At 61.3% G+C, this 20,523-nt stretch carries 20 protein-coding genes and 2 pseudogenes; 6 read left to right on the forward strand and 16 right to left on the reverse strand.

Features of this window, described 5'->3' with window-relative positions; all coding sequences use genetic code 11:
- Positions 1-24: 24 nt before the first annotated feature.
- Together V8352_RS06825 and hemF are read left to right on the forward strand one after the other, a co-directional pair.
- Entirely contained in the window at positions 25-825 is an 801-nt protein-coding gene (locus V8352_RS06825; protein ID WP_336423522.1) for an SDR family NAD(P)-dependent oxidoreductase, read from the forward strand.
- A 20-nt stretch (positions 826-845) separates the two neighbouring features.
- Positions 846-1,736 (forward strand): oxygen-dependent coproporphyrinogen oxidase, encoded by an 891-nt coding sequence (gene hemF / locus V8352_RS06830; RefSeq protein ID WP_336423523.1) that lies wholly within the window; start codon positions 846-848, stop codon positions 1,734-1,736.
- Between the two features lie 89 nt (positions 1,737-1,825).
- Here hemF and V8352_RS06835 read toward each other — a convergent pair whose 3' ends face one another.
- Positions 1,826-2,890 carry an endonuclease/exonuclease/phosphatase family protein gene (locus tag V8352_RS06835; RefSeq protein ID WP_336423587.1) on the reverse strand — a complete coding sequence of 355 codons (1,065 nt, stop codon included), beginning with the start codon at positions 2,888-2,890 and terminating at the stop codon, positions 1,826-1,828.
- Positions 2,887-3,723, reverse strand: coding sequence for a hypothetical protein (locus V8352_RS06840; RefSeq protein ID WP_336423524.1), 837 nt, complete (start codon positions 3,721-3,723; stop codon positions 2,887-2,889). Before V8352_RS06840 ends, V8352_RS06835 begins: the two co-directional genes overlap by 4 nt.
- A gap of 46 nt (positions 3,724-3,769) precedes the next feature.
- On the opposite strand from V8352_RS06840, the gene V8352_RS06845 reads away from it, so the two are divergent.
- On the forward strand, positions 3,770-4,063 hold the full coding sequence (locus V8352_RS06845; protein ID WP_336423525.1) for a hypothetical protein: 294 nt from the start codon (positions 3,770-3,772) through the stop codon (positions 4,061-4,063).
- Between the two features lie 60 nt (positions 4,064-4,123).
- Here V8352_RS06845 and leuD read toward each other — a convergent pair whose 3' ends face one another.
- The gene (gene leuD, locus V8352_RS06850; RefSeq protein WP_336423526.1) at positions 4,124-4,729 is read right to left on the reverse strand and encodes a 3-isopropylmalate dehydratase small subunit; all 606 of its coding nucleotides are present in this window, start codon (positions 4,727-4,729) and stop codon (positions 4,124-4,126) included.
- 88 nt (positions 4,730-4,817) lie between these two features.
- Between leuD and V8352_RS06855 the strand changes: the two genes are divergently transcribed.
- A complete protein-coding gene (locus V8352_RS06855) occupies positions 4,818-5,030 on the forward strand; it encodes a DUF2945 domain-containing protein (protein WP_336423527.1) in 213 nt (70 codons plus the stop codon).
- A gap of 17 nt (positions 5,031-5,047) precedes the next feature.
- Here the strand turns inward: V8352_RS06855 and leuC are convergent, their stop codons facing one another.
- From leuC to V8352_RS06870, 3 genes are all read right to left on the reverse strand, one after another.
- Positions 5,048-6,451, reverse strand: a complete 1,404-nt coding sequence (gene leuC, locus V8352_RS06860) for a 3-isopropylmalate dehydratase large subunit (RefSeq protein ID WP_336423528.1) — start codon at positions 6,449-6,451, stop codon at positions 5,048-5,050.
- 299 nt (positions 6,452-6,750) lie between these two features.
- The gene (locus tag V8352_RS06865; protein WP_336423529.1) at positions 6,751-7,452 is read right to left on the reverse strand and encodes a response regulator; all 702 of its coding nucleotides are present in this window, start codon (positions 7,450-7,452) and stop codon (positions 6,751-6,753) included.
- The gene (locus V8352_RS06870) at positions 7,449-7,946 is read right to left on the reverse strand and encodes a MarR family winged helix-turn-helix transcriptional regulator (protein WP_336423530.1); all 498 of its coding nucleotides are present in this window, start codon (positions 7,944-7,946) and stop codon (positions 7,449-7,451) included. Before V8352_RS06870 ends, V8352_RS06865 begins: the two co-directional genes overlap by 4 nt.
- 156 nt (positions 7,947-8,102) lie before the next feature.
- On the opposite strand from V8352_RS06870, the gene V8352_RS06875 reads away from it, so the two are divergent.
- Positions 8,103-8,969, forward strand: coding sequence for a branched-chain amino acid aminotransferase (locus V8352_RS06875; protein ID WP_336423531.1), 867 nt, complete (start codon positions 8,103-8,105; stop codon positions 8,967-8,969).
- Between the two features lie 53 nt (positions 8,970-9,022).
- Here V8352_RS06875 and V8352_RS06880 read toward each other — a convergent pair.
- The 7 genes and pseudogenes from V8352_RS06880 to V8352_RS06910 form a co-directional block, all read right to left on the reverse strand.
- Positions 9,023-9,901: pseudogene (locus V8352_RS06880) on the reverse strand (ABC transporter permease); the annotation flags it as partial.
- 12 nt (positions 9,902-9,913) lie between these two features.
- Complete coding sequence (locus V8352_RS06885) at positions 9,914-11,584, reverse strand: ABC transporter permease (protein ID WP_336423533.1); 1,671 nt, start codon at positions 11,582-11,584, stop codon at positions 9,914-9,916.
- Between the two features lie 2 nt (positions 11,585-11,586).
- The gene (locus tag V8352_RS06890) at positions 11,587-11,877 is read right to left on the reverse strand and encodes a DUF1330 domain-containing protein (RefSeq protein ID WP_336423534.1); all 291 of its coding nucleotides are present in this window, start codon (positions 11,875-11,877) and stop codon (positions 11,587-11,589) included.
- 99 nt (positions 11,878-11,976) lie between these two features.
- Positions 11,977-13,074, reverse strand: coding sequence for an extracellular solute-binding protein (locus tag V8352_RS06895; RefSeq protein ID WP_336423535.1), 1,098 nt, complete (start codon positions 13,072-13,074; stop codon positions 11,977-11,979).
- Between the two features lie 108 nt (positions 13,075-13,182).
- The gene (locus tag V8352_RS06900; protein WP_336423536.1) at positions 13,183-14,283 is read right to left on the reverse strand and encodes an ABC transporter ATP-binding protein; all 1,101 of its coding nucleotides are present in this window, start codon (positions 14,281-14,283) and stop codon (positions 13,183-13,185) included.
- 238 nt (positions 14,284-14,521) lie between these two features.
- Positions 14,522-15,892 carry an aspartate aminotransferase family protein gene (locus V8352_RS06905; RefSeq protein ID WP_336423537.1) on the reverse strand — a complete coding sequence of 457 codons (1,371 nt, stop codon included), beginning with the start codon at positions 15,890-15,892 and terminating at the stop codon, positions 14,522-14,524.
- Positions 15,893-16,012: 120 nt separating this feature from the next.
- Positions 16,013-16,489, reverse strand: coding sequence for an Lrp/AsnC family transcriptional regulator (locus tag V8352_RS06910; protein ID WP_336423588.1), 477 nt, complete (start codon positions 16,487-16,489; stop codon positions 16,013-16,015).
- 172 nt (positions 16,490-16,661) lie between these two features.
- Here V8352_RS06910 and V8352_RS06915 point away from each other — a divergent pair, with 172 nt between their 5' ends.
- Complete coding sequence (locus V8352_RS06915; protein WP_336423538.1) at positions 16,662-17,846, forward strand: M24 family metallopeptidase; 1,185 nt, start codon at positions 16,662-16,664, stop codon at positions 17,844-17,846.
- Here the strand turns inward: V8352_RS06915 and V8352_RS06920 are convergent.
- The 3 genes and pseudogenes from V8352_RS06920 to V8352_RS06930 form a co-directional block, all read right to left on the reverse strand.
- Positions 17,843-18,088, reverse strand: a pseudogene (locus tag V8352_RS06920) (potassium transporter TrkG); the annotation flags it as partial. The gene V8352_RS06915 and the pseudogene V8352_RS06920 sit on opposite strands and share 4 nt — an antisense overlap.
- Positions 18,089-18,193: 105 nt before the next feature.
- On the reverse strand, positions 18,194-19,588 hold the full coding sequence (locus tag V8352_RS06925; RefSeq protein WP_336423539.1) for an aspartate aminotransferase family protein: 1,395 nt from the start codon (positions 19,586-19,588) through the stop codon (positions 18,194-18,196).
- 93 nt (positions 19,589-19,681) lie between these two features.
- Positions 19,682-20,392, reverse strand: a complete 711-nt coding sequence (locus V8352_RS06930) for a GntR family transcriptional regulator (protein ID WP_336423540.1) — start codon at positions 20,390-20,392, stop codon at positions 19,682-19,684.
- Between the last annotated feature and the right edge of the window lie 131 nt (positions 20,393-20,523).

The raw sequence follows: 20,523 nt of genomic DNA on the forward strand, positions 1-20,523 counted from the left end.
CACCCTCACAAGGACGCATTCACAATGTCATTTTCGGTATCCGGCAAGACGGCCATCGTCACCGGCGGGGCCAATGGTATCGGCCTCGCCATCGGGCGGCACCTGGCCGACAAGGGCGCGAACGTCATGTTTGCGGACATGGACGAGGAGATGCTGATCGCGCAACTGGGCGATCAGCCCGACGACGGTAACATTCGCTACTTTGCAGGCGACCTGCGGCAAAAGCTGACGCTCGCCAACCTGCTGTCGGCAACAATCGACGCATTCGAGTCGGTTGATATCCTCATCAACGCATCGCGCCAGGTCGTCACGTCAGACCCGCTGAACCCCGACGACGATGCTGTCTCACTGCTGATCGAGCAAAACCTGATGACCGCCCTGCGCCTGAGCCAGCTGGTGGCCAAGCGCATGATCAAGCAGTCCGAAGACGAGGAGGCGCCCTCCGGTGGCGTCATCATTAACCTCTCGTCCATCGCGACCTGCCGGGCCAATCCCGACCTTTTGGCCTACGGGATTTCGTCGGCGGCCATTGACCAGATGACGCGCTCCCTTGCCGTCACGCTGGCGCCGCACCGGATCCGCGTCAACGCGCTTGCCTTCGGCTCGGTGATGAGTCGGTCGTTGCAGGAAACGCTCAAGGATCACGACGACTACCGCGACGATATCGAGCAGCACACGCCGCTTGGCCGCATCGCAGCGTGCAGCGAGTTGGTCGACGCGGTGCAGTTTCTGGCCAGCGATGCCGCCAGCTTCATGACCGGACAGATCATGACACTGGACGGCGGGCGATCCTTGGTCGATCCTGTGGCGGCCCCCGCGCACTGACCATCCTAGAAGGGACACCCATGACCAACGATTTCTCCAGCGAAAAGCGTCGCGCCGCCGAATGGTTTCGCAGTTTGCGCGACCAGATCGTCGCAGCCTTCGAGGGGTTGGAGGACAGTCACGATACCGGCCCTCTGGCGGATGCAGAGCCGGGCCGGTTCGAGGTCAGCGAAACACGGCGCAGCGCCGATGACGGCAGTGACGCGGGCGGCGGCCTGATGAGCGTCATGCGCGGCGGGCGCGTTTTCGAAAAGGTCGGTGTCAACGTCTCGGAGGTTTACGGCCAATTGGGCGAGGGCGCGCAAAAGGCAATGGCCGCGCGCGGTGTGCCGGGTATGGAGAGTGATCCCAGCTTCTGGGCCAGCGGCATCAGCCTTGTCGCGCATATGCAGAACCCGCATTGCCCGGCCGTTCACATGAATACGCGCATGTTCTGGACGCCGCATGCCTGGTGGTTCGGCGGTGGTTCGGATTTGAACCCCTGCATCGAGTATGAGGGTGACACGGCGCATTTCCATACGCAGCAGCGCGCGCATCTGGACCCGCACGGCGCAGACCTCTACCCCCGGCTCAAGGAATGGGCGGACGAATATTTCTACATTCCCCATCGCAAGCGGGCGCGCGGCGTCGGCGGCATCTTCATGGACGATCAGAACTCCGGCGATTGGGAGGCGGATTTTGCGCTGACCCAAGACATCGGGCGCGCCTTCCTGCCCGCTTATGTGCCGCTGGTCGAAGCGCGGCGCACCCAAACCTGGGACGATGCGGACAAGGACGCGCAGCTGATCCATCGCGGCCTTTATGCCGAATACAACCTTGTCTACGACCGCGGCACCAAGTTCGGCCTTGCGACGGGGCATGACGCCAACGCGGTTCTCATGTCGCTGCCACCTCTGGCCAAGTGGGTCTGAGGCGGCCCGACACACCCTTGCAACTCTCGGTTTCGGGTCGTGCGCTGTGAACGCTGCGCACGCCTCGCCTTTAGCTGGTATCTAGGCGCTCATGGCATGACGCTCTCGTCAGGCGGGTCGACCACCAGATCGGCCCAGACGATGCGGTGGCGGCTGGCCAACGCCGCGGTATCGGCCGCAGGGCCGTCCAGTGGCCAGATCACACCTGACGCGCTCACATCCCAGTCCAGCGAGGGCAGGACATAGCTGACCCGTTGAACGGGCGGGGTCACGCGCGGCCAATGCACCGTGGCCGTGCGCGGCGTGCCGCCCGGACGCGAAGGACGGACATCGCGAATGCGTGGATCCGACAGAAGCCCGCGTATGCCGGCCTTGATCCCTTCACCGCGCTCCGGGTCCTGATTGGCAGACCCTAATAGGACAAAGCGCCGGTCCGGTGCGGGGCCAAAATCGCCATCGAGGTAATGACTCCAGAACCTGAGCTGATCGTGGTTGCGCCGCCCGTTGCGATCCTCCGGTCCGTCGAACACGGGCGGATTCGCGTGAAAGGCCAGCACAGTCACCGGCCCAGAGGGATGGCGCACCGGCACCGCCCAATGGGCCACATCGGCAAGGCGCAGGATATCGAGCGTCTCGATAGAATAGTAAGGTGCGCCATCCTGCCGGGGCAGCATCGGCTGCGGCATCTCGCGCCATAAAATGCCGCTGAGGTCCCTCACACCCGCCGTGTCGATCGGCCAGCGCGACAAAAGCGCCATGCCGCCATGCCCGGCGAAATCACCGTGTCCTTGCGCATCCTCAGGCTCGCCCAGCCGCCCGTCACGGTCCAGATCTATGCCGGTGGACATGCCGGTGTTCGGCCTGAGCGCAAAGATGTGCGGATAGTCCAAGCCCTGCTGCGCAATAAGATCCTGCAACGCGCCCAGGGCCAAGAGGTCGATGTCATAGTCGATATTCTGGAGCAGGATGACGTCCGCGCCCGCGCCCGCGATCACCGAGGCGACGGCCTGAGCCTGTTCATCACCCCGCAAGATATCGCGCAAGAGCAGGCCCGGCCCATCACGCGACAGATCGGTGTTGTAGGTTGCGACCCGCAGGGTGCCGCCCCAAGCGGCCGAACCCAGCGCCAGCCATAAAACGCAAAGCGCAATCAGACCGCCTGCAACGACTGCTCGGCCTGCGCATAGGCACGGCGCCGCTTGGCCGAAATCAGCTCGGCCACACGGTACATTGCGATGCCCCTCATCACGAGGCTGGCGGGAAGAAAGGCCCATCCACAAATCGTCCAGATCAAGGTTTGCGGGTGAAGCACCGACGTCGTCTCGATAACGCCCTGCATCACGGCCGCGATCACTGGCAGCAAGAATGGCAGCACGAAGCCTAACGAAAGGTTAATGCTTGCTTCGCGCTGAAGCTTCTGCACGACATCGCCGCCGCGTGTTGGATCAAAGAGAGGCAAATTCATCCAGACATTGAAGGCGCCGTGCCGCACGGGCCAGCCGAGAATGCGAACGATCAAGGTAAAGAGCACGATGATGACCAGCGCAGCCGCATAGCTGAGCCCCGCCGCGATGCCGACGAAATCGACCACCTCAAGTGGCGTATGCACAGGCAACAGCAATAGAACCTGACGCACCGGCGAGTATGGAAAATCAAGAAGTCCGCCAATGCTGCGACCGAGGTCGGTCAAAAGCAACGCCAACGAGCTAGGATCATGTCCACCGCGCGCAATGATCGACAGGATCAGGATGACTGCGCCTAGGGCAATGAACTTGATCCGGTTGTAGGGCGCAGCAAAACGGAATTCGATTATGCTGGGCGAATGGGCCCAATATTCGGCAAACACCAAAAGGCCCGCCGCAAAAGCGATCAGCAGAATGATCTGGCTGGCCTCATGAGCGCCTTGATCCACCATCAGCGATGGCAGGGCGATCAGAACAGCCACCAATAAGGCGCGCACAACCGCGCCTGCGACATGTGAAAACACTGCCCGACCCCTTCAACTTGGCCTGCCACGATACGATGCCGCGGCGTTGTTCCAACTTGATCCCGCTCTTTATGGCGGTATGCCTCAATTCAGCCTTGATCTTGCCTTGTTTGAGCTTCTCTCTCAAGAAATAGAGCGTCTTTTCGAGCAGTTGGCGCAATCAGTTAAAGTAGTGGTGCCCGATTGCATCAATTCCGGGCGCTGCAAAAGGCAGGGAATGTGCGCGCCACAAGATATGGGTGGCGTGGCGGCATACGCCACTAAAGCGGTCCGCCAGAGCCCGGATCACAGCCTTTGGCAGAGGCAGTGCAAAATATGGAGGGTGCGCGCCCTCAGCTGAAGTCTCAGGCCAAGGGCGCGGCGCTGGGGAGGGCGTAATAGCGCCCCACCACGATGCAGCTTACACCCAAGGGCGCTGGGTGCTGGCGCTCGCCTCGAAGGTGTCGATCGCCGCGGCCTTCTCCATCGTCAGGCCGATATCGTCGAGCCCTTCCAGCAGACAATGCTTCTTGAACGCGTCGATTTCGAAAGTGATCGCTTCGCCGTCAGAGGTGGTGACGGTCTGCGCCTCCAGATCGACCTCGATCCGCGCATTCGCACCCTTCTGCGCCTCGGCCATCAGCAGATCCACCTGCTCCTGAGGCAGCGCGATGGGCAGGATGCCGTTCTTGAAGCAGTTGTTGTAAAAGATATCGGCAAAACTGGGCGCAATGACACAGCGAATGCCAAAATCCTTGATTGCCCAAGGCGCATGCTCGCGCGACGAGCCACAGCCGAAGTTATCGCCCGCGACGAGGATCTCTGCCTCGCGATAGGCGGGCTTGTTCAGGACGAAATCGGGCAACTCCTTGCCGTCATCGTCATAGCGCATCTCATCGAAAAGATTCACGCCAAGGCCCGAACGCTTGATCGTCTTGAGGAATTGCTTGGGAATGATCATGTCAGTGTCGATGTTGATCATCGGCATGGGGGCGGCAATGCCGCTGATCTTGGTAAATTTTTCCATCGGTCTGTCCTTTTGTCGGGGGCCGCTTGCCCGGAACCGGGGTTTGACGGCGGGCGTTCAGTCGTGGAACGCCAAGAGAGGAAACATCATGTCATATCGCGAGGGTGCGAGTGTCGATTGGGATTGGGGCAATGGCACCGGAACCGGAAAGGTGACCCAAGTCTACACGCAAAAGATCACACTCAAGATCAAGGGCACCGAGGTGACGCGCGACGCGTCCCAAGACGAGCCAGCCTACCGCATCCGCCAGGAAGACGGTGGCGAAGTGCTCAAAGCGCACAGCGAGCTGCGCAAATCCTGAGGGCGCGCCGCAGGCCATCACATCATCTCGCGCACATCGGTCAGGCGGCCCGTGATCGCCGCAGCCGCCGCCATCGCGGGCGACATCAGGTGCGTGCGACCGCCGCGCCCTTGCCGTCCCTCGAAGTTGCGGTTTGACGTGGCGGCGCAGCGCTCGCCGGGGCTAAGCTGATCGGGGTTCATCGCCAGACACATGGAACAGCCGGCAAGGCGCCATTCAAAGCCCGCCTCGATAAAGATATCGGCCAGCCCCTCTTCCTCGGCCTGCGCCCGCACAAGGCCCGAGCCGGGGACGATCATGGCGCGCAGCCCGTCCTTGACCTTCTTGCCCTTGAGGATCGCGGCAGCCGCGCGCAAGTCCTCGATCCGGCCGTTGGTGCAGGACCCGATAAAGACCGTGTCGATCTCGACCTCGCTCAGCGGCGTGCCTGCCGTCAGCCCCATGTAGTCCAGCGCGCGCTTGACCGCATCGACCTTGCCACCCGCGAAATCCGCCGGGCCGGGCACCTTGGCGGTGATGGGCAGAACATCCTCGGGGCTGGTGCCCCAAGTGACGACCGGCGCGATATCCTCGCCCTTGAGCGTCACGACCTTGTCCCAATGCGCATCGTCATCGGAATAAAGCGTCTTCCACCAGGCCATCGCGGCCTCCCACTGCGCGCCCTTGGGCGCGTGGGGGCGGCCCATGCAGTATTCAAACGTCTTTTCATCGGGCGCGATCAGACCGGCGCGCGCACCGCCCTCGATGGCCATGTTGCAGACGGTCATCCGCCCTTCCATCGACAGATCGCGAATGGCCTCGCCGCAATACTCGATGACATACCCGGTGCCACCTGCGGTCCCTGTCTCGCCAATGACGCTGAGGGTGATATCCTTGGCGGTGACCCCTGGGCTGAGCTTGCCGGTGATCTCGACCTTCATGTTCTTGCCCTTGCGCTGGATCAGCGTCTGGGTGGCCAGAACATGCTCGACTTCGGAGGTGCCGATACCATGCGCCAACGCGCCAAAAGCGCCATGCGTGGCGGTATGGCTATCGCCGCAAACGACCGTCATGCCCGGCAGGGTCCAGCCCTGCTCGGGGCCAACAATATGCACGATGCCCTGGCGGACGTCCGAAACGGGGTAATAATGGATGCCGAAATCGGCGGCGTTCTTGTCCAGCGCCTCGACCTGGATCTTGCTCTCGGGGTTTTCGATCCCCTTGGCGCGGTCCAGTGTGGTCGGCACGTTGTGATCCGGCACGGCAATCGTCTTGTCCGGCGCGCGCACGGTGCGGTTTGTCATGCGCAGCCCCTCAAAGGCCTGCGGGCTGGTCACCTCATGGACGAGGTGGCGATCGATATAGATCAGGGATGTGCCATCATCGGCCTCGTGCACCAGGTGGGCATCCCAGATCTTGTCATAGAGCGTCTTGGGGGACATAGGTCCTCTCCCGTTTTGTCAGATTGTAAGGGTAACGATCGGGCGAGTGCCCGTCATAGATGCGCCAGCACGGACAAGGACGCGCCAAAGAACCGCCAAGGCAGGCGCGATCTGTCATCCATGTCGATAATCTTTGTCATGCAGTGGGAATACTACCTGCGCCCGCCTCTATCAAGTGCGCCGCACAAGAAGAGAAGGCGGGTTTCGAGTTCGGCCTCGGGCTTGAGTATTTTTGCCAAGATGAAGCCGGGCGCATGGCTACTTTTATCTTGGGTTCCAATACCCATGCTTCCAAAAGGTCAGTCAGGCGCCAACATATACCCCTCGCCGCGCACCGTTTGCAGATAGCGGGGCTGTTTCGGATCTGCCTCGATCTTGCGGCGCAACCGGGTGATTTGCACATCAATGGCGCGTTCCTGCGCCTGCCCACGGTCGCGGCCCAGATCCTCGACGAGTTTTGATCGGGTCACCGGCTGTCGCAAGGATTGCGAGAAAATGCGCATCAGCTGGGTCTCGGTCGCGGTCAGGCGGATGGGCTCGCCGCTTTTGGTAAGCTCGGCGCGCTCCATATCATAGCGCACAGGACCCAGCGCGAGGATCTTGGGCGCGGTGCCCTCGGCCTCAGGCTCGGGCATGCGGCGCAGGATGGCATTGATCCGCAAGAGCAGTTCCTTGGGCTCGAAAGGTTTTGCCAGATAATCGTCTGCACCCGCCTCAAGCCCGCTGATGCGGTCATCCGTCTCGCCCCGAGCGGTCAGCAAAAGGATGGGTGTCGTCATCGTTTCACGCAGAGCGCGTGTCAGGGCAACACCATCCTCGCCCGGCATCATCACGTCCATCACGATCAAGTCAAACTCCAGCCCGCCCAGCAAGCGCCGTGCATGGGCGGCATCGCGCGCGACCGAGATCAGGAAGCCATGCCGCGCGAGGAACTTGCGCAATAGGCCACGGATACGCTCGTCATCGTCGACGATCAGCAGATGGGGGGCCGGATCGCTCATGATTGCGCCTCTCTGAGGGTCTGGTAACGGCGCCGCATGTCAGGATCCATCATCGCCTCCAAAACTTGCCGGAATCCGGCAACGGCCCCCGGCCCCGCGGCGCGGTAGGCCGCGCGCATCCGGGCGCGCTGCGCATCGCTCAGCTGCCGCTCCAGCGCGGCGCCATCGGGCGTAAGCTGCAGGTTGCGTTCGCGCTTGTCCACCTTTCCGACGCGGCTGTCGACAAGGCCGTCATCCACCAATGTGCGCAGCACGCGGTTCAGCGATTGCTTGGTCACGCCCAGGATGTTCAGCAGGTTCGTCACCGTCGTGCCCGGCTTGCGGGCGATGAAGTGGATCGCCCGGTGATGGGCGCGCCCATAGGCCATGGTTCCAAGGATCCGGTCCGGATCGGCCGTGAAGCCCTGATACGCAAAGAACATCGCCTCGATGCCCTGTTGCAGCTGCTCATCCGTCAGAAAGAGCAGCGCCTCTCCGCCTTGAACCTCAGCCATGTCACCCCTCCGCTGTCCTCTTGCCACAACTTATGTCAGCTTTGTTGACTTTCCAAGTTTCAACTGGTAGCGAATCGCAGTTTATGCGCAATTTTACGTCCGATCCGGTCGTAACTGGCGCAACAAATGCAAAGAACGCGCCTTGGAGGGCATATCATGGCTGGCTACGACGACCGCGACGGCAAGATCTGGATGGATGGCAAAATGGTCGATTGGCGTGATGCCAATGTCCACATCCTGACGCATGCGATGCATTATGCCAGTTCGGTCTTCGAGGGTGAGCGCGCGTATAATGGCAAGATCTTCAAAAGCCGCGAGCATTCCGAGCGGCTGCACTTTTCTGCCGGAGAGTTGGACTTCGTGATCCCCTACACTGTGGACCAGATCGAGGCGGCCAAGGCGCAGGTCCTGACCGAGGCGGGCCTGACGGATGCCTATGTGCGCGCCATCGCATGGCGCGGCGCGGGGCCCGACATGGGTGTCGCCAGTTCGCGCAACCCGGTGCATCTGGCCATCGCCGCCTGGGAGTGGGGCGCCTACTATGGCGATGCCAAAACCAAGGGTGCCAAGCTGGACATCTCCAAGTGGAAGCGGCCCAGCCCCGAGACGATCCCCGTTCACGCCAAGGCCGCGGGGCTATACATGATCTGCACCACGTCCAAGCACGCCGCCGAGGCCAAGGGATGCTCGGACGCGCTCTTCATGGATTACCGGGGCTATGTGGCCGAAGCGACCGGGGCCAACATCTTTTTCGTCAAGGACGGGGAGGTCCACACACCGCTGGCCGACTGCTTTCTCAACGGGCTGACACGCCAGACGGTGATCGGGCTGCTCAAGGACAAGGGCATCACCGTCCACGAGCGTCACATCATGCCCGGCGAGATGGAAGGGTTCGAGCAATGCTGGCTGACCGGGACCGCCGCCGAGGTGACGCCCGTGGGCATGATCGGCGACTATACATTCGAGGTCGGCGCGCTGACGCAGGACATCGCCGAGACGTATGAGAAACTGGTCCGCAGCTAGACCAACCAGCAACATGCAAGGACGAAGGGCGCCCCGTTGAGGCGCCCTTTTTCTTAGCCCGCCGATATGCCGCGCAATCGCTCGGACCGCCGCCTGAGCAATTCAACCGTGGTCAGCAAGGCGATCGAGATGCACACAAGGATGGTCGCCACCGCAAGGATGGTGGGCGAGATCTGTTCGCGCAGGCCGGTGAACATCTGCCACGGCAGCGTCTTTTGCGAGGCCGAGCCGACGAACAGCACGACAACCACCTCGTCGAAGGACGTGATGAAGGCAAACAGCCCCCCCGAGATCACGCCCGGCAGGATCAGGGGCATTTGCACGCGAAAGAACGTGGTGACCGGATTGGCCCCCATGTTCGCCGCAGCGCGCGTCAATGAGCTGTCAAACCCGACCAGCGTGGCCGTCACGGTGATGATGACAAAGGGGATACCCAGCACCGCGTGGGCAAGGATCACCTTGATGTAGCCCACGAGGTTCTTGTCGAGGCCCATGGAGCCTTCCATGAAATTGCCGATCTTGGAGTAGAAAAAGAACATGCCGGTGGCCGAAATGATCAGCGGCACGATCATCGGTGAAATCAGGATGGCCATGATGGCCCGGCGGAAGGGCACATGGCTCTGGCTGAGGCCGATGGCCGCAAGCGTACCGAGACTGACCGAGATGATCGTGGCGATCGGCGCAATGATCAGCGAATTCTTGAAGCTGCGCTGCCATTCATTGTTGGTAAAGAAGTCGCGGTAATGCTTGAGCGAATATCCGTCGGGATCAAAGCTGAGCATCTCTGGCGTGAAGGTAAAGAAATTCTCGGCGTTGAACGACAAAGGAATGATCACAAGGATCGGCGTGATCAAAAAGATGAAGACAAGCGCACAGATCACCCGAAAGGCGTAGTACCAGACCCGCTGGCCGAACGTGGCATAGATAGGAAGGCTCATGTCGCGTTACCCCAGTTTCACGTTGTCGATGCCGACGATCTTGTCATAGCACCAGTAGAGCAGCAGAACGACGACCAGCAGGATAGTGCCCAGCGCGGCGGCAAGGCCCCAATTCAGGCTCGACGAGATGTGATAGGCGATCCGGTTCGAGATAAAGATACCCTTGGTGCCGCCGACGATTTCGGGCGTGATGTAATAGCCGATCGACAGGATGAAGACGAGGATCGAGCCCGCGCCGATGCCCGGAATGGACTGCGGAAAATACACCCGCCAGAAGGCCGTCCAGTTGGTCGCACCCAGTGATTTGGCCGCGCGCAGATAGCTGGGATTGATCGTCTGCATCACCGAATACATCGGCAGGATCATGAACGGCAGCAGGATATGCGTCATCGCGATGATCGTGCCGAACTGGTTGTTGATCATGATCAGGCGGTTTTCATCCGCGACGAGCCCGACCCAGACCAGAACGTCATTGATGACCCCCTGCTGTTGCAGCATCACCTTCCATGCCGACGTCCGCACCAAGAGCGATGTCCAAAAGGGCAGAAGCACAAGGATCATCAGCAGGTTCGCCTGCCGCATCGGCAGGTTCGCCAAGAGCCAGGCAACAGGGTAGCCCAAGAGGATGCAGGCGCCCATGATGGTCAGCGACATGATGAGCGTGCGAATGAACAACTGAATCAGGACGCGTGTATTCTCGGGCTGGACTTCGATGCCGTCGGGCGTCTTTTGCATGTCGACGGCGTTCAGGAAATAACCGCTGGTATAGCTGCCGCTATGTGTCTGGATCACCCGCCAGGTCTCCAGCGCGACCCAATCTTCGTCCGTCTCGGCAAAGATCTCGCGGTAGTCGGGCGCGGTCAGGCCCGCGTCGGCCAGCGCGCTCAGCGCATCCTTTTGCGGGCCATCATAAGCGGCCAGTCGGTCGGCAAAGCGGGGGCTGGTCACATCATCCAGCAGGGCAAGGTAGATCGTCTCGACCGGCAGTGTCTCGGCAACCACGTCGTTTTCGACCAAGCCTGTGATGACGGCAAAGGCTGTGTAGGCCCGCGCGGCGGTCGGCATCAGCTCTGAGGCGGCCAGCGACGGGGCGAAATTCATCTCGCCCACGGGCTTTTCATCGGCCAGCCAACGAATGCGCTTTTCTTGCAGCGCAAGAAGGTCGTCGTCGACGGCAACGCCGGCGCCCGCGTTGAAGAGTTCGAAATAGGTCTCACGCTCGCCCCAGCGCGGATCGACAACCTCGAGCGCCTCTTGCGCATCGTCGCCCGGATCGTCCAGCTTGCGGCCAGCCTGCCGGAACAGCGACGACATGCCGCTGGCCTCGTAGTTCAGCCGCGAGCCGAGGCGGGTGTGCCGCTTCATCTCGCTCGCGAGGAAAAGATCGTAATACATCGCGCGGAAGACGGCCTCGTCGGGCAGTTCATCGGTTGCGCCATCCCATTCGGCAAGCTCTTCGACCGTGTAGGGCAGCGTATCTTCAACGATCTGGTTTTCGACCGATCGAAACAGCATGTCGCCAATGGGGAAGATGAACGAGATCGTGATGAAGATCAGCAAAGGCGCGATCAGGGCCAGCGCACGTAGCTTCTGCACACGCAGCGCGCGCGACAGACTACGCTTCAGCGGGGTTCCGTCGGCGGCCAGGACCGGCCCGTTTGTGGCGGTATCGCTCATATTCAATCGGTCCCTTCGACCAGGATGATCACGCTGTCGGCGGTCCGTCTGCGGATGTCGGCGACGGCTTGGTATTCGGGGTCGTTGTAGGCGGCGGTTGCCGCGACATAGCTGGGGAATTCGATCACGACATGCCGCTCGAGCGTGCTACCCTCAAGCGTCTCGCAGGCACCGCCACGAACGACAAACCGTCCGCCGTGCCGCTCAAATATAGGCGTGTCGCGGGCAACGTATTCCGCATACGCGCCGGGATCCTTCACCGTGATATGACCGATCAGATAACCCTTGGGCATGTGAGCGTTGTCCCCGTTTGGTGTGTGCGGCCCGTTCTATGCGGGCCGCACGTTATATTGGGCGGTGAGGCGGGCGCAAACGCCCGCCGCGTGCCAGTCTTATTGTGCCAGCCACGCCTGGAATTTGGCGTCGATGTCGTCGCGGTAGTCAGCCCAGAACTCGTAGTTGTAGAGGAAGGTGTTCTTGGCGTTCTCCGGATCGGTCGGCATATGGGGTGCCATCTCGATTCCCAGCTCGGCATGTTGGCCGACCAGCGGGGCCGACGATTTGCGCGCCGGGCCATAGCTGATGTAGGCGGCCTGATCGGCCAGACGCTGGGTGTCCGTCGCGAACTTCAGATAGTCCAGAGCCGCTTGCGTGCGCTCTTCGCTCAGGCCGGTGGGAATGATCCAACCGTCGATGTCGAACACCTGAGCGTCCCACAGCATGCCAACGGGCTGGTCCTGCTCTTCGATCAGGCTGAACAGACGACCGTTGTAGGTCGATCCCATGACGACTTCGCCATCGGCCAGAAGCTGGGGCGTGTCCGAACCGGTCGACCACCAGACAACGCTGTCGCGAATGGTGTCCAGCTTGTCCAGTGCCTGCTGCTGACCTTCGTCGGTCTCCAGCACGTCATAGACTTCGTCCTTGGCAACACCGTCACAGAGCAGCGCCCATTCCATGTTGTTGATCGGGCGCTTTTCCAGCGAACGCTTGCCGGGATATGCTTCGAGGTCAAAGACGTCGCAGACATCATCCGGAGGCGTGTCGCCGACCAGATCGGTCCGATAGCCGAATGTCGTCGAATAGACGATGCTGGGCACATAGCAGTCCGAAACCAACAGATCACCAAAGTCATCCGTTGGCGCCGAGCCATCATCGCCTGGGGCCAGCATCTCGTCGAAGTCGATCTCCATCGCCAGGCCTTCGTCGCACAGGCGAATGGCGTCGGCGGCGACCACGTCGACCACATCCCACGTGATGTTGTCGGCCTCGTTCATCGCGCGCAGCTTGGCCACGGCCTCGTTCGAGCTGTCGTCGTTGATGATCGATATGCCGGTCATCTCGGTATAGGGCTCGTGATACGCCTTGGTTTGCGAGTTGGTGTATGCGCCGCCCCAGCTTACGATGGTCAGCTCTTCAACTTCGGCGGAGGCCATACCCGCCACAGCGGTCAGTGCTGTCGAGGCCAGTAGTGTTTTGGTCAGTTTCATTTTTTTCTCCCTAGTGAGGCCCGTTTTCATTGTGGATGAGGGGGCGGCACGGACCTGTCCGCCAGTCCCTCTATTCATCGGGCCGCGATGGCCGCGATATTCCTGACGTCATGCATCCAGTGCACGGCAATCCTGCGGAAGCCAGCCGATCTCCAGCTGCTCTCCGGGTTGAAGGCGCTTCTGATCCGGCGCGTTGCGTGTCTTGACGATGAAATCATCGCTGCCAGCCACGCGCAGACGCGTGCGGAAAATATCGCCCATATAGACGAATTCCAGCACCTCGGCCTTGAGCGTATGCACGCCCTGCTGCAAGCGCTGCTTATCGAATTCAACACGCTCGGGGCGGATCGAGACCTGCGTGCGCTCGCCGACCTTGGTGACGTTGACAGCGTGGCAATCAATCAGCTCGCCGCCATCCAGCTGGACCACGGCATCCTTGCCCTTGATCTCCTTGACGACACCCTGAAGCGTGTTGTTCTCGCCGATGAACTGCGCAACAAAGCTGTTCTCGGGGCGCTCATACAGCTCGTCGGGCGCGGCGATCTGCTGAATCCGGCCATCATCAAAGACAGCAACGCGGTCCGACATGGTCAGTGCTTCAGTCTGGTCATGGGTCACGTAAACCGTTGTGATCCCTAGGTTATGCGCCAGATCGGTGATTTCGAACTGCATCTTTTCGCGCAGCTGCTTGTCAAGCGCGCCAAGGGGCTCGTCCATCAGGACCAACTCGGGCTCGAACACCAGCGCGCGGGCCAGTGCGACGCGCTGCTGCTGGCCACCAGAAAGTTGAGCAGGCCGGCGACCCCCAAAGTGGCCCATCTCGACCATATCGAGCGCGCGCTTGACCTTCTTTTCCCGGTCGTCTTTACCGATCTTGCGCACCTCCAGCGGAAAGCTGAGGTTTTCGGCAATCGTCATGTGCGGGAAAAGGGCGTAGTTCTGAAACACCATGCCAATCCCGCGCTTGTGCGGTGGGATGTTGTTGATCGACGTGCCGCCAAGGCGAATATCGCCATGCGTCGCCGTCTCGAAACCGGCCAGCATCATCAGGCACGTCGTCTTGCCAGAACCAGAGGGCCCCAGCATCGTCAGAAATTCGCCCTTGGGAACTGAAAGGTTCAGGTCTTTGACGACAAGGGTTTCCCCGTCATAGCTCTTTTGCACGCGTTCGAATTCAACGAACGCATCGCTGGTCTGCGACTCTGACAAATGAGTCTCCCCGTTGTTTATATTTAGTCGCGATCATTGCCGCGTTAGAGGCAGACTAAACCGCCAAACGCGCTTCATTGCAACCGTCATGCGTCACTTTTTACGCCAATTGCGGCACTTACGAAGGGACGTTCAATATTTGTGCAATCCGCTCGCGCAAAAAAGGGGGCACGCGCATGCGGCGTGCCCCCTTCTTGGAACAGTCTCATGGCCAGCAGGGCGCGGCCAGATGTCCAGATCAGCCCAGCACGGATTTCACGGCCAGCACGGTCTTGCTGACGACCTCATCCGCCTCGGCGCGGCTGAGGCAGAAGGGCGGGGCAAAGCCCAGGATATCGCCTTGCGGCATCGCCCGTCCGATCACGCCGTGCGACATCAACGCTGTCGTCACCTGCGGGCCGATCTTGTCGGCGGCATCAAAGAAGTGGCGCCCGTCACGCTCCTTGACGAACTCGACGGCGCACATCATGCCCTCGCCGCGAATGTCCCCGACATGCGGATGATCGCCCAGCGCGTCGCGCATCGCGGCGTTCAGGTAGGCCCCAACCTCGCGGTTGTTCTCGATGAGGTTCAGATCGTCCAGCAGCTTGAGATTGGCCACGCCCGCCGCGGCCCCGATGGGATGCGCCGAATAGGTCCAGCCGTGGCCGATAGGGCCGTTTTCGTCCGTGCCCTGCTCCAGCACTTTCCACATGCGATCTGACACGATGCTGCCCGACAAGGGGGCATAGGCACTGGTCAGGCCCTTGGCGATGGTCATCAGGTCCGGCTTCATCCCGTAGTGGTCCGACCCCATCATGCTGCCCGTGCGGCCAAAGCCGGTGACGACCTCATCGGCGATCAGCAGGATGTCATGCTTGTCCAGAACTTTCTGGATGGCGTCCCAATAACCCGCAGGCGGCGGCACGAGGCCGCCCGTGCCCAGCACAGGCTCGCCGATGAAACCGGCGATAGTGTCGGCGCCGTGCTCGGCAATCAGCTCTTCCAGCTTGTCGACGCAATGCTGCACAAACTGCGCCTCGGACTGGCCCTGATCCTCGCGGCGGAAGTAATAGGGTGCCTCGGTATGGATCACCTGCTCCAGCGGGAGGTCGAACTTCTTGTGAAACAGCTCAAGCCCCGTCAGCGACCCTGTCATAAGGCCCGAGCCGTGATAACCGCGCCAGCGCGAGATGATCTTCTTTTTCTGGGGGCGGCCCAGGATATTGTTGTAATACCAAAGCAGCTTGATGTTGGTCTCATTGGCGTCCGAACCCGAGAGGCCGAAATAGACCTTGGACATATGATCCGGCGACCGGTCCAGCACCATCTTGGCCAACGTGATGCTGGCCTCGGTGCCGTGGCCGACATAGGCATGGTAATACGCCAACTCACGCGCCTGATCGGCAATCGCCTCGGCGATTTCGGAGCGGCCATAGCCGACGTTGACGCAATAAAGGCCGGCAAAAGCGTCGAGATGCTTGTTCCCCTCGCGGTCCTCGATATGGCAGCCCTTGGCGCCGGTGATGATGCGGCTCTGCATCTCGCCGCGTGCGAATTGCGCCAGATGGGTCGAGGGGTGAAAGAAATTGTCGCGGTCCCATTCGGCCAGCTGATCGTTTCTGAGCATCGGGGAAGGTCTCCTTGGAATATCTACGCGCGGAATTGCCCCGCACCTTTGCGCGGAAAATGCCGCATGTCACGCAGCGTGTGTAACTGAATAATCTGCGCCGTGCAGAAGATTCTTCTGCTAGTGACCCAAGAGCGCGGCAAAGGGCGGCACGGGACTGTCCTTGACCGTCTTGGTCACGACATAGGTAAAATACCGCGCCAGCCCGATCCCGGCCTCCAGCATGTCGTCAAGCAGCGCCTGATACCCTTCGATATCGCGCGCCACGATCTGCAAGAGGTAATCATACCCGCCCCCCAGCGCCCAGCATCCGGTGACCTCGTCATAGCCGGCCATCGCCGCCTCGAAACGGCGAAAATCAGCGGCGGTGTGGCCCGTCAGTTCTGCCGTGACAAAAACCGACACATGCGGGCCGAGCTTCTTCAGGGCGATGCGCGCGTGGATCCCTTCGATCACGCCCGCCGCCTGCAATTTGCGCACACGCTCCCAACAGGGGCTGGCTGACAGGCCCGCCCGGACGGCCAGTTCGGCATTGGTCATGCGCCCGTCGCGGGCCAGCGCGCGCAGGATATCCAGATCGCGGGCATCGAGGCGGATCATGCTGTCTCTCACAAATGGCTGCTTCGCCCTCACCATTGGGCAGAGCGCGCCGCGCGTCAACGCAGCGAGCGTCGGGGCGTCAAAAACGACATCGGATGACGCGCATGGCACGCCATTCATCGGTTCAGCGAGCAAAATGCCGCAAGGAAATCAAAAAGAAGGCCCAGACATGATCGAAAAGGACATCCCTTTCAGCACCGCCGAATATCAAAGACGGCTGACGAAAACCCGCCGCGCGATGGAGGCCGCGAATATCGACGTGATGTTCTGCACCGACCCGTCCAACCAGAACTGGCTGACCGCCTATGACGGCTGGTCGTTCTACGTGCATCAAGGCGTGCTGGTGTTTCCCGATGCCGATCCGGTCTGGTGGGGCCGCAGCATGGATGCCAACGGCGGCGTGCGGACCGTCTGGATGGAGGATGAGCGCGTCTGGGGCTACGCCGACAAATACGTTCAGTCCACCGTGCATCACCCGATGGAGGATCTGGCGGAGCGGCTCAAGGATCTGGGCCTGGGCGCGGCCCGGATCGGTGTCGAGATGGACAATTACTATTTCTCGGCCAAGGCCTATCAGGTGCTGCGAGACGAATTGCCTGATGCGACGCTGATCGACGCCACCGCGCTGGTCAACTGGCAGCGCGCAGTAAAATCAAGCGAAGAGATCGCCTGCATGCGCAAGGCGGCGGGCATCACCGACAAGATCATCAATGGACTCCGCGAGCGGGTTGAGCCGGGCATCCCCAAGAACGAGATCGTGGCCGAGATCCTGCGCGATGCCGTGCGCGGCATTCCCGGCGCATGGGGCGATTATCCGGCCATCCTGCCCCTTTTGCCTTCCGGCAGCGAGGCGGGCGCGCCGCACCTGACGTGGAACGGGCGGCCCTTCATGCGGGATGAGGCGACATTCTTTGAAATCTCGGGCGTCTATCGCCGCTATCACGCGCCCTGCTGCCGCACGATGATGCTGGGCAAGCCGACCGATGAGATGCGCCGCGCCGAGGGCGCCATGATCGAGGGTCTCGGCGCCGGGATCGAGGCTGCGCGCGCAGGCGCGCGGGCCCGCGACATTGCCGAGGCGCTGAACGGCGCATTGGAAAAGGCCGGGATCGAACGCGGCGCGCGCTGCGGCTATCCCGTCGGCCTCAGCTATCCGCCCGACTGGGGCGAACGCACCATCAGCCTTCGCTCCAGCGACGACACGGTGCTGGAGCCGGGCATGACATTCCACTTCATGCCCGGCCTCTGGATGGAAACCTGGGGGATGGAGATCACCGAGACGATCCTCATCACCGAGGATGGCCCGGCCGAAACGCTGTGCAACCAACCGCGCGAGCTTTTTGTCAGGGATTAACCCAGATAGACTTTGCCCTTGGGATACCGCACGCGCGGAACGCTGCGCGTGGCCAGGAAAAACCCAAGGGTCAGGGGGCCGACGCGGCCCAGAAACATGATGAGCATGATCGTGATGCGGCCGACGGTATCCAACTCGCCGGTGGCGCCTCGCGACAGCCCGACCGTGCCGAAGGCTGATGTCACCTCGAACGCGAGATCCAGGAAATCGCCGTCATGCGAGATGGAGGTGACGAAAATCCCGGTCAAAAAAGGTGTGCAGCACAAGAAATGGTCATTTCGGACGTTCGAAACGAAAAACGGGCGCAGTCGATGACCGCGCCCGTCTGAATTCGGCAAAAGGCAGGCTTACTTGGCCTTCATCAGGCCCTCGGCCTTGAGGTGCTTGTGCGTCAGGTCCAGCGCTGTCCAGGCGCGCTCGACCAGCGTGTCGATTTCGTCGTCGTTGATGACCAGCGGCGGCGAGATGATCATGCGGTCGCCGACGTGGCGCATCACAAGACCGTTCTTGAAGCAATGCTCGCGCGTGATCAAACCCACATCGCCCTCATTGCCGGCGAACTTCGCACGGCGGCTGGCATCGGGAGTCAGCTGGATGGCGCCCATCATGCCAATGCTCGACGCCTCGCCAACCAGCGGGTGATCGCCAAGGCTGCCCCATTTCTCGGAAAGATAGGCGGCGGTGTGGTTTCCGACATGATCCACGATGTTTTCCTCTTCGAGGATCCGCAGATTTTCGAGGGCGACGGCGCATGTCATCGGGTGGCCCGAATAGGTATAGCCGTGCGCAAACTCGCAATTGTTGATGACCTCGGCCACCTCGTCACAGACAACCGAGCCACCGATGGGCGCGTAGCCACTGCTGAGACCCTTGGCGATGGTCATGATATGCGGGCGGATGTCGAGGGTCTGACTGCCGAACCATTTGCCCGTGCGCCCGAATGCGCAAATCACCTCATCCGCGATCAGCAGGATATCATGCGCGTCGCAGATGCGCTGAATCTCGGGCCAGTAGGTGCTGGGCGGAATGATGACGCCGCCCGCGCCCTGAATGGGCTCGGCGATGAAGGCCGCGACGCGGTGCTCGCCCAGCTCTTCGATCTTTTTCTCCAACTGGCGCGCACGCTCCAGCCCGAATTCCTCGGGCGTCATGTCGCCGCCCTCGGCCCACCAATGCGGCTGGTCGATATGGCAAATATCCGGGATCGGCAGACCGCCCTGCTCGTGCATGAAGGACATGCCCCCAAGGCTGCCACTGCCCATTGACGAGCCGTGATAGGCGTTCTTGCGGCTGATGATGATGTTCTTTTCGGGATGACCCTTTTGCGCCCAGTAGGTGCGAACCATGCGAATGTTGGTATCATTCGCCTCCGAGCCTGAGCCTGCAAAGAACACGTGGTTCAGATCGCCCGGTGCAAGCTGCGACAGCTTGTTCGCCAGTGCGATGGCGGGCACGTGGGACGTCTGGAAAAACGTGTTGTAATAAGGCAGCTCGCGCATCTGGCGTGCGGCAGCGTCGGCCATCTCTTCGCGGCCATAGCCGATGTTGACGCACCAAAGGCCCGCCATCGCGTCAAGATAGTCGTTGCCATCCGTGTCGGTCAGCGTCACGCCATCGGCCCGTGCGATGATACGCGCGCCTTTTTCCTTAAGCTCGCCCGCATGGGTGAAGGGGTGCATGTGGTGGGCGGCGTCCAGCGCCTGAAGCTCGGACGTGGGCGGGTGATTGGCGATCATGTTCATGAGCTGGCCTTTCGTTATCATAAAAATGGGGTGGGTGCGGCGCTTTGCGCGATTGGTCCCAAAATATGATCAAATTCCAGTTTGTCAATCGAATCACTCGCCATCGCGGGTCTGTTCAGCGGCGGCTTGCGCGGCTTCGTCAAGCGACGCGCGCAGCTGATCCATGCCCTGACGGACATCCGCACCGATCGCAGCGGCGGCCGCATCGGCATCTTGCGCGCGCATCGCACAGAGCAGATCCTTGTGGTTGTCTGGAAGGTTCTGCGTGCCCAGCCGCCCGCACAGAACCCGCATCGCGGGCCCGAACCGCAGCCACAACCCCTCGGCCAGATCCGCCAGAATGGGCGATTCCGCCAGCGTGTAAAGGGTGAGGTGAAACTGATGGTTCAGATGCAGGTAACTGCGCAAATCACCCTGCCGAATTGCCCCGTCAAGCGCGCCGTCGATCGCGGCCAGCGCATCGATATCAGGGGCCTCGGCACGCTCTACAGCGCGGCGCGTCAGGTAAGGATCCAGCCATTCGCGCGCGACGATGATCTCGCTGATGGCGGCCGCGTCCAGCTGCGGCACGCAGACCCGGCGATTGCCCTGGAATTCCAGCGCGCCTTGGGATGTCAGGCGACGGATCGCCTCGCGCACCGGGGTCATTCCCGCATTGAGACGCGTCGTCAGCCCCTGAATCGTCACCGCCTGTCCCGGCGTCAGATCGCCGTAGAGCACCATTTCGCGCAGGCGCAAATACACTTGGGCATGCGCCGGCAAACCGACGTCGGCGCTGCTGAATTTAAGGGCAGAAAGCTGCATCGCGCGCTGCGCTCCGATCGATTTCCATGTCCAAGGTTGCGAGTTTAACGACCTCATGAAAACATTACCATATTGCCATATGCGATAAACTTGATCAAATTCGCGGCAGCGGTGACAAGATCACCGATCCA

Source organism: Roseovarius sp. D0-M9, assembly GCF_037083805.1.
Classification (GTDB): domain Bacteria; phylum Pseudomonadota; class Alphaproteobacteria; order Rhodobacterales; family Rhodobacteraceae; genus Roseovarius.

Coding starts and splice junctions, on each gene's coding strand:
- V8352_RS06825 (WP_336423522.1), top strand. CDS start 25: ATGTCATTTTCGGTATCCGGCAAGACGGCCATCGTCACCGGCGGGGCC.
- hemF (WP_336423523.1), top strand. CDS start 846: ATGACCAACGATTTCTCCAGCGAAAAGCGTCGCGCCGCCGAATGGTTT.
- leuD (WP_336423526.1), bottom strand. CDS start 4,729: ATGGAAAAATTTACCAAGATCAGCGGCATTGCCGCCCCCATGCCGATG.
- V8352_RS06855 (WP_336423527.1), top strand. CDS start 4,818: ATGTCATATCGCGAGGGTGCGAGTGTCGATTGGGATTGGGGCAATGGC.
- leuC (WP_336423528.1), bottom strand. CDS start 6,451: ATGTCCCCCAAGACGCTCTATGACAAGATCTGGGATGCCCACCTGGTG.
- V8352_RS06865 (WP_336423529.1), bottom strand. CDS start 7,452: ATGAGCGATCCGGCCCCCCATCTGCTGATCGTCGACGATGACGAGCGT.
- V8352_RS06870 (WP_336423530.1), bottom strand. CDS start 7,946: ATGGCTGAGGTTCAAGGCGGAGAGGCGCTGCTCTTTCTGACGGATGAG.
- V8352_RS06875 (WP_336423531.1), top strand. CDS start 8,103: ATGGCTGGCTACGACGACCGCGACGGCAAGATCTGGATGGATGGCAAA.
- V8352_RS06885 (WP_336423533.1), bottom strand. CDS start 11,584: ATGAGCGATACCGCCACAAACGGGCCGGTCCTGGCCGCCGACGGAACC.
- V8352_RS06890 (WP_336423534.1), bottom strand. CDS start 11,877: ATGCCCAAGGGTTATCTGATCGGTCATATCACGGTGAAGGATCCCGGC.
- V8352_RS06895 (WP_336423535.1), bottom strand. CDS start 13,074: ATGAAACTGACCAAAACACTACTGGCCTCGACAGCACTGACCGCTGTG.
- V8352_RS06905 (WP_336423537.1), bottom strand. CDS start 15,892: ATGCTCAGAAACGATCAGCTGGCCGAATGGGACCGCGACAATTTCTTT.
- V8352_RS06915 (WP_336423538.1), top strand. CDS start 16,662: ATGATCGAAAAGGACATCCCTTTCAGCACCGCCGAATATCAAAGACGG.
- V8352_RS06925 (WP_336423539.1), bottom strand. CDS start 19,588: ATGAACATGATCGCCAATCACCCGCCCACGTCCGAGCTTCAGGCGCTG.
- V8352_RS06930 (WP_336423540.1), bottom strand. CDS start 20,392: ATGCAGCTTTCTGCCCTTAAATTCAGCAGCGCCGACGTCGGTTTGCCG.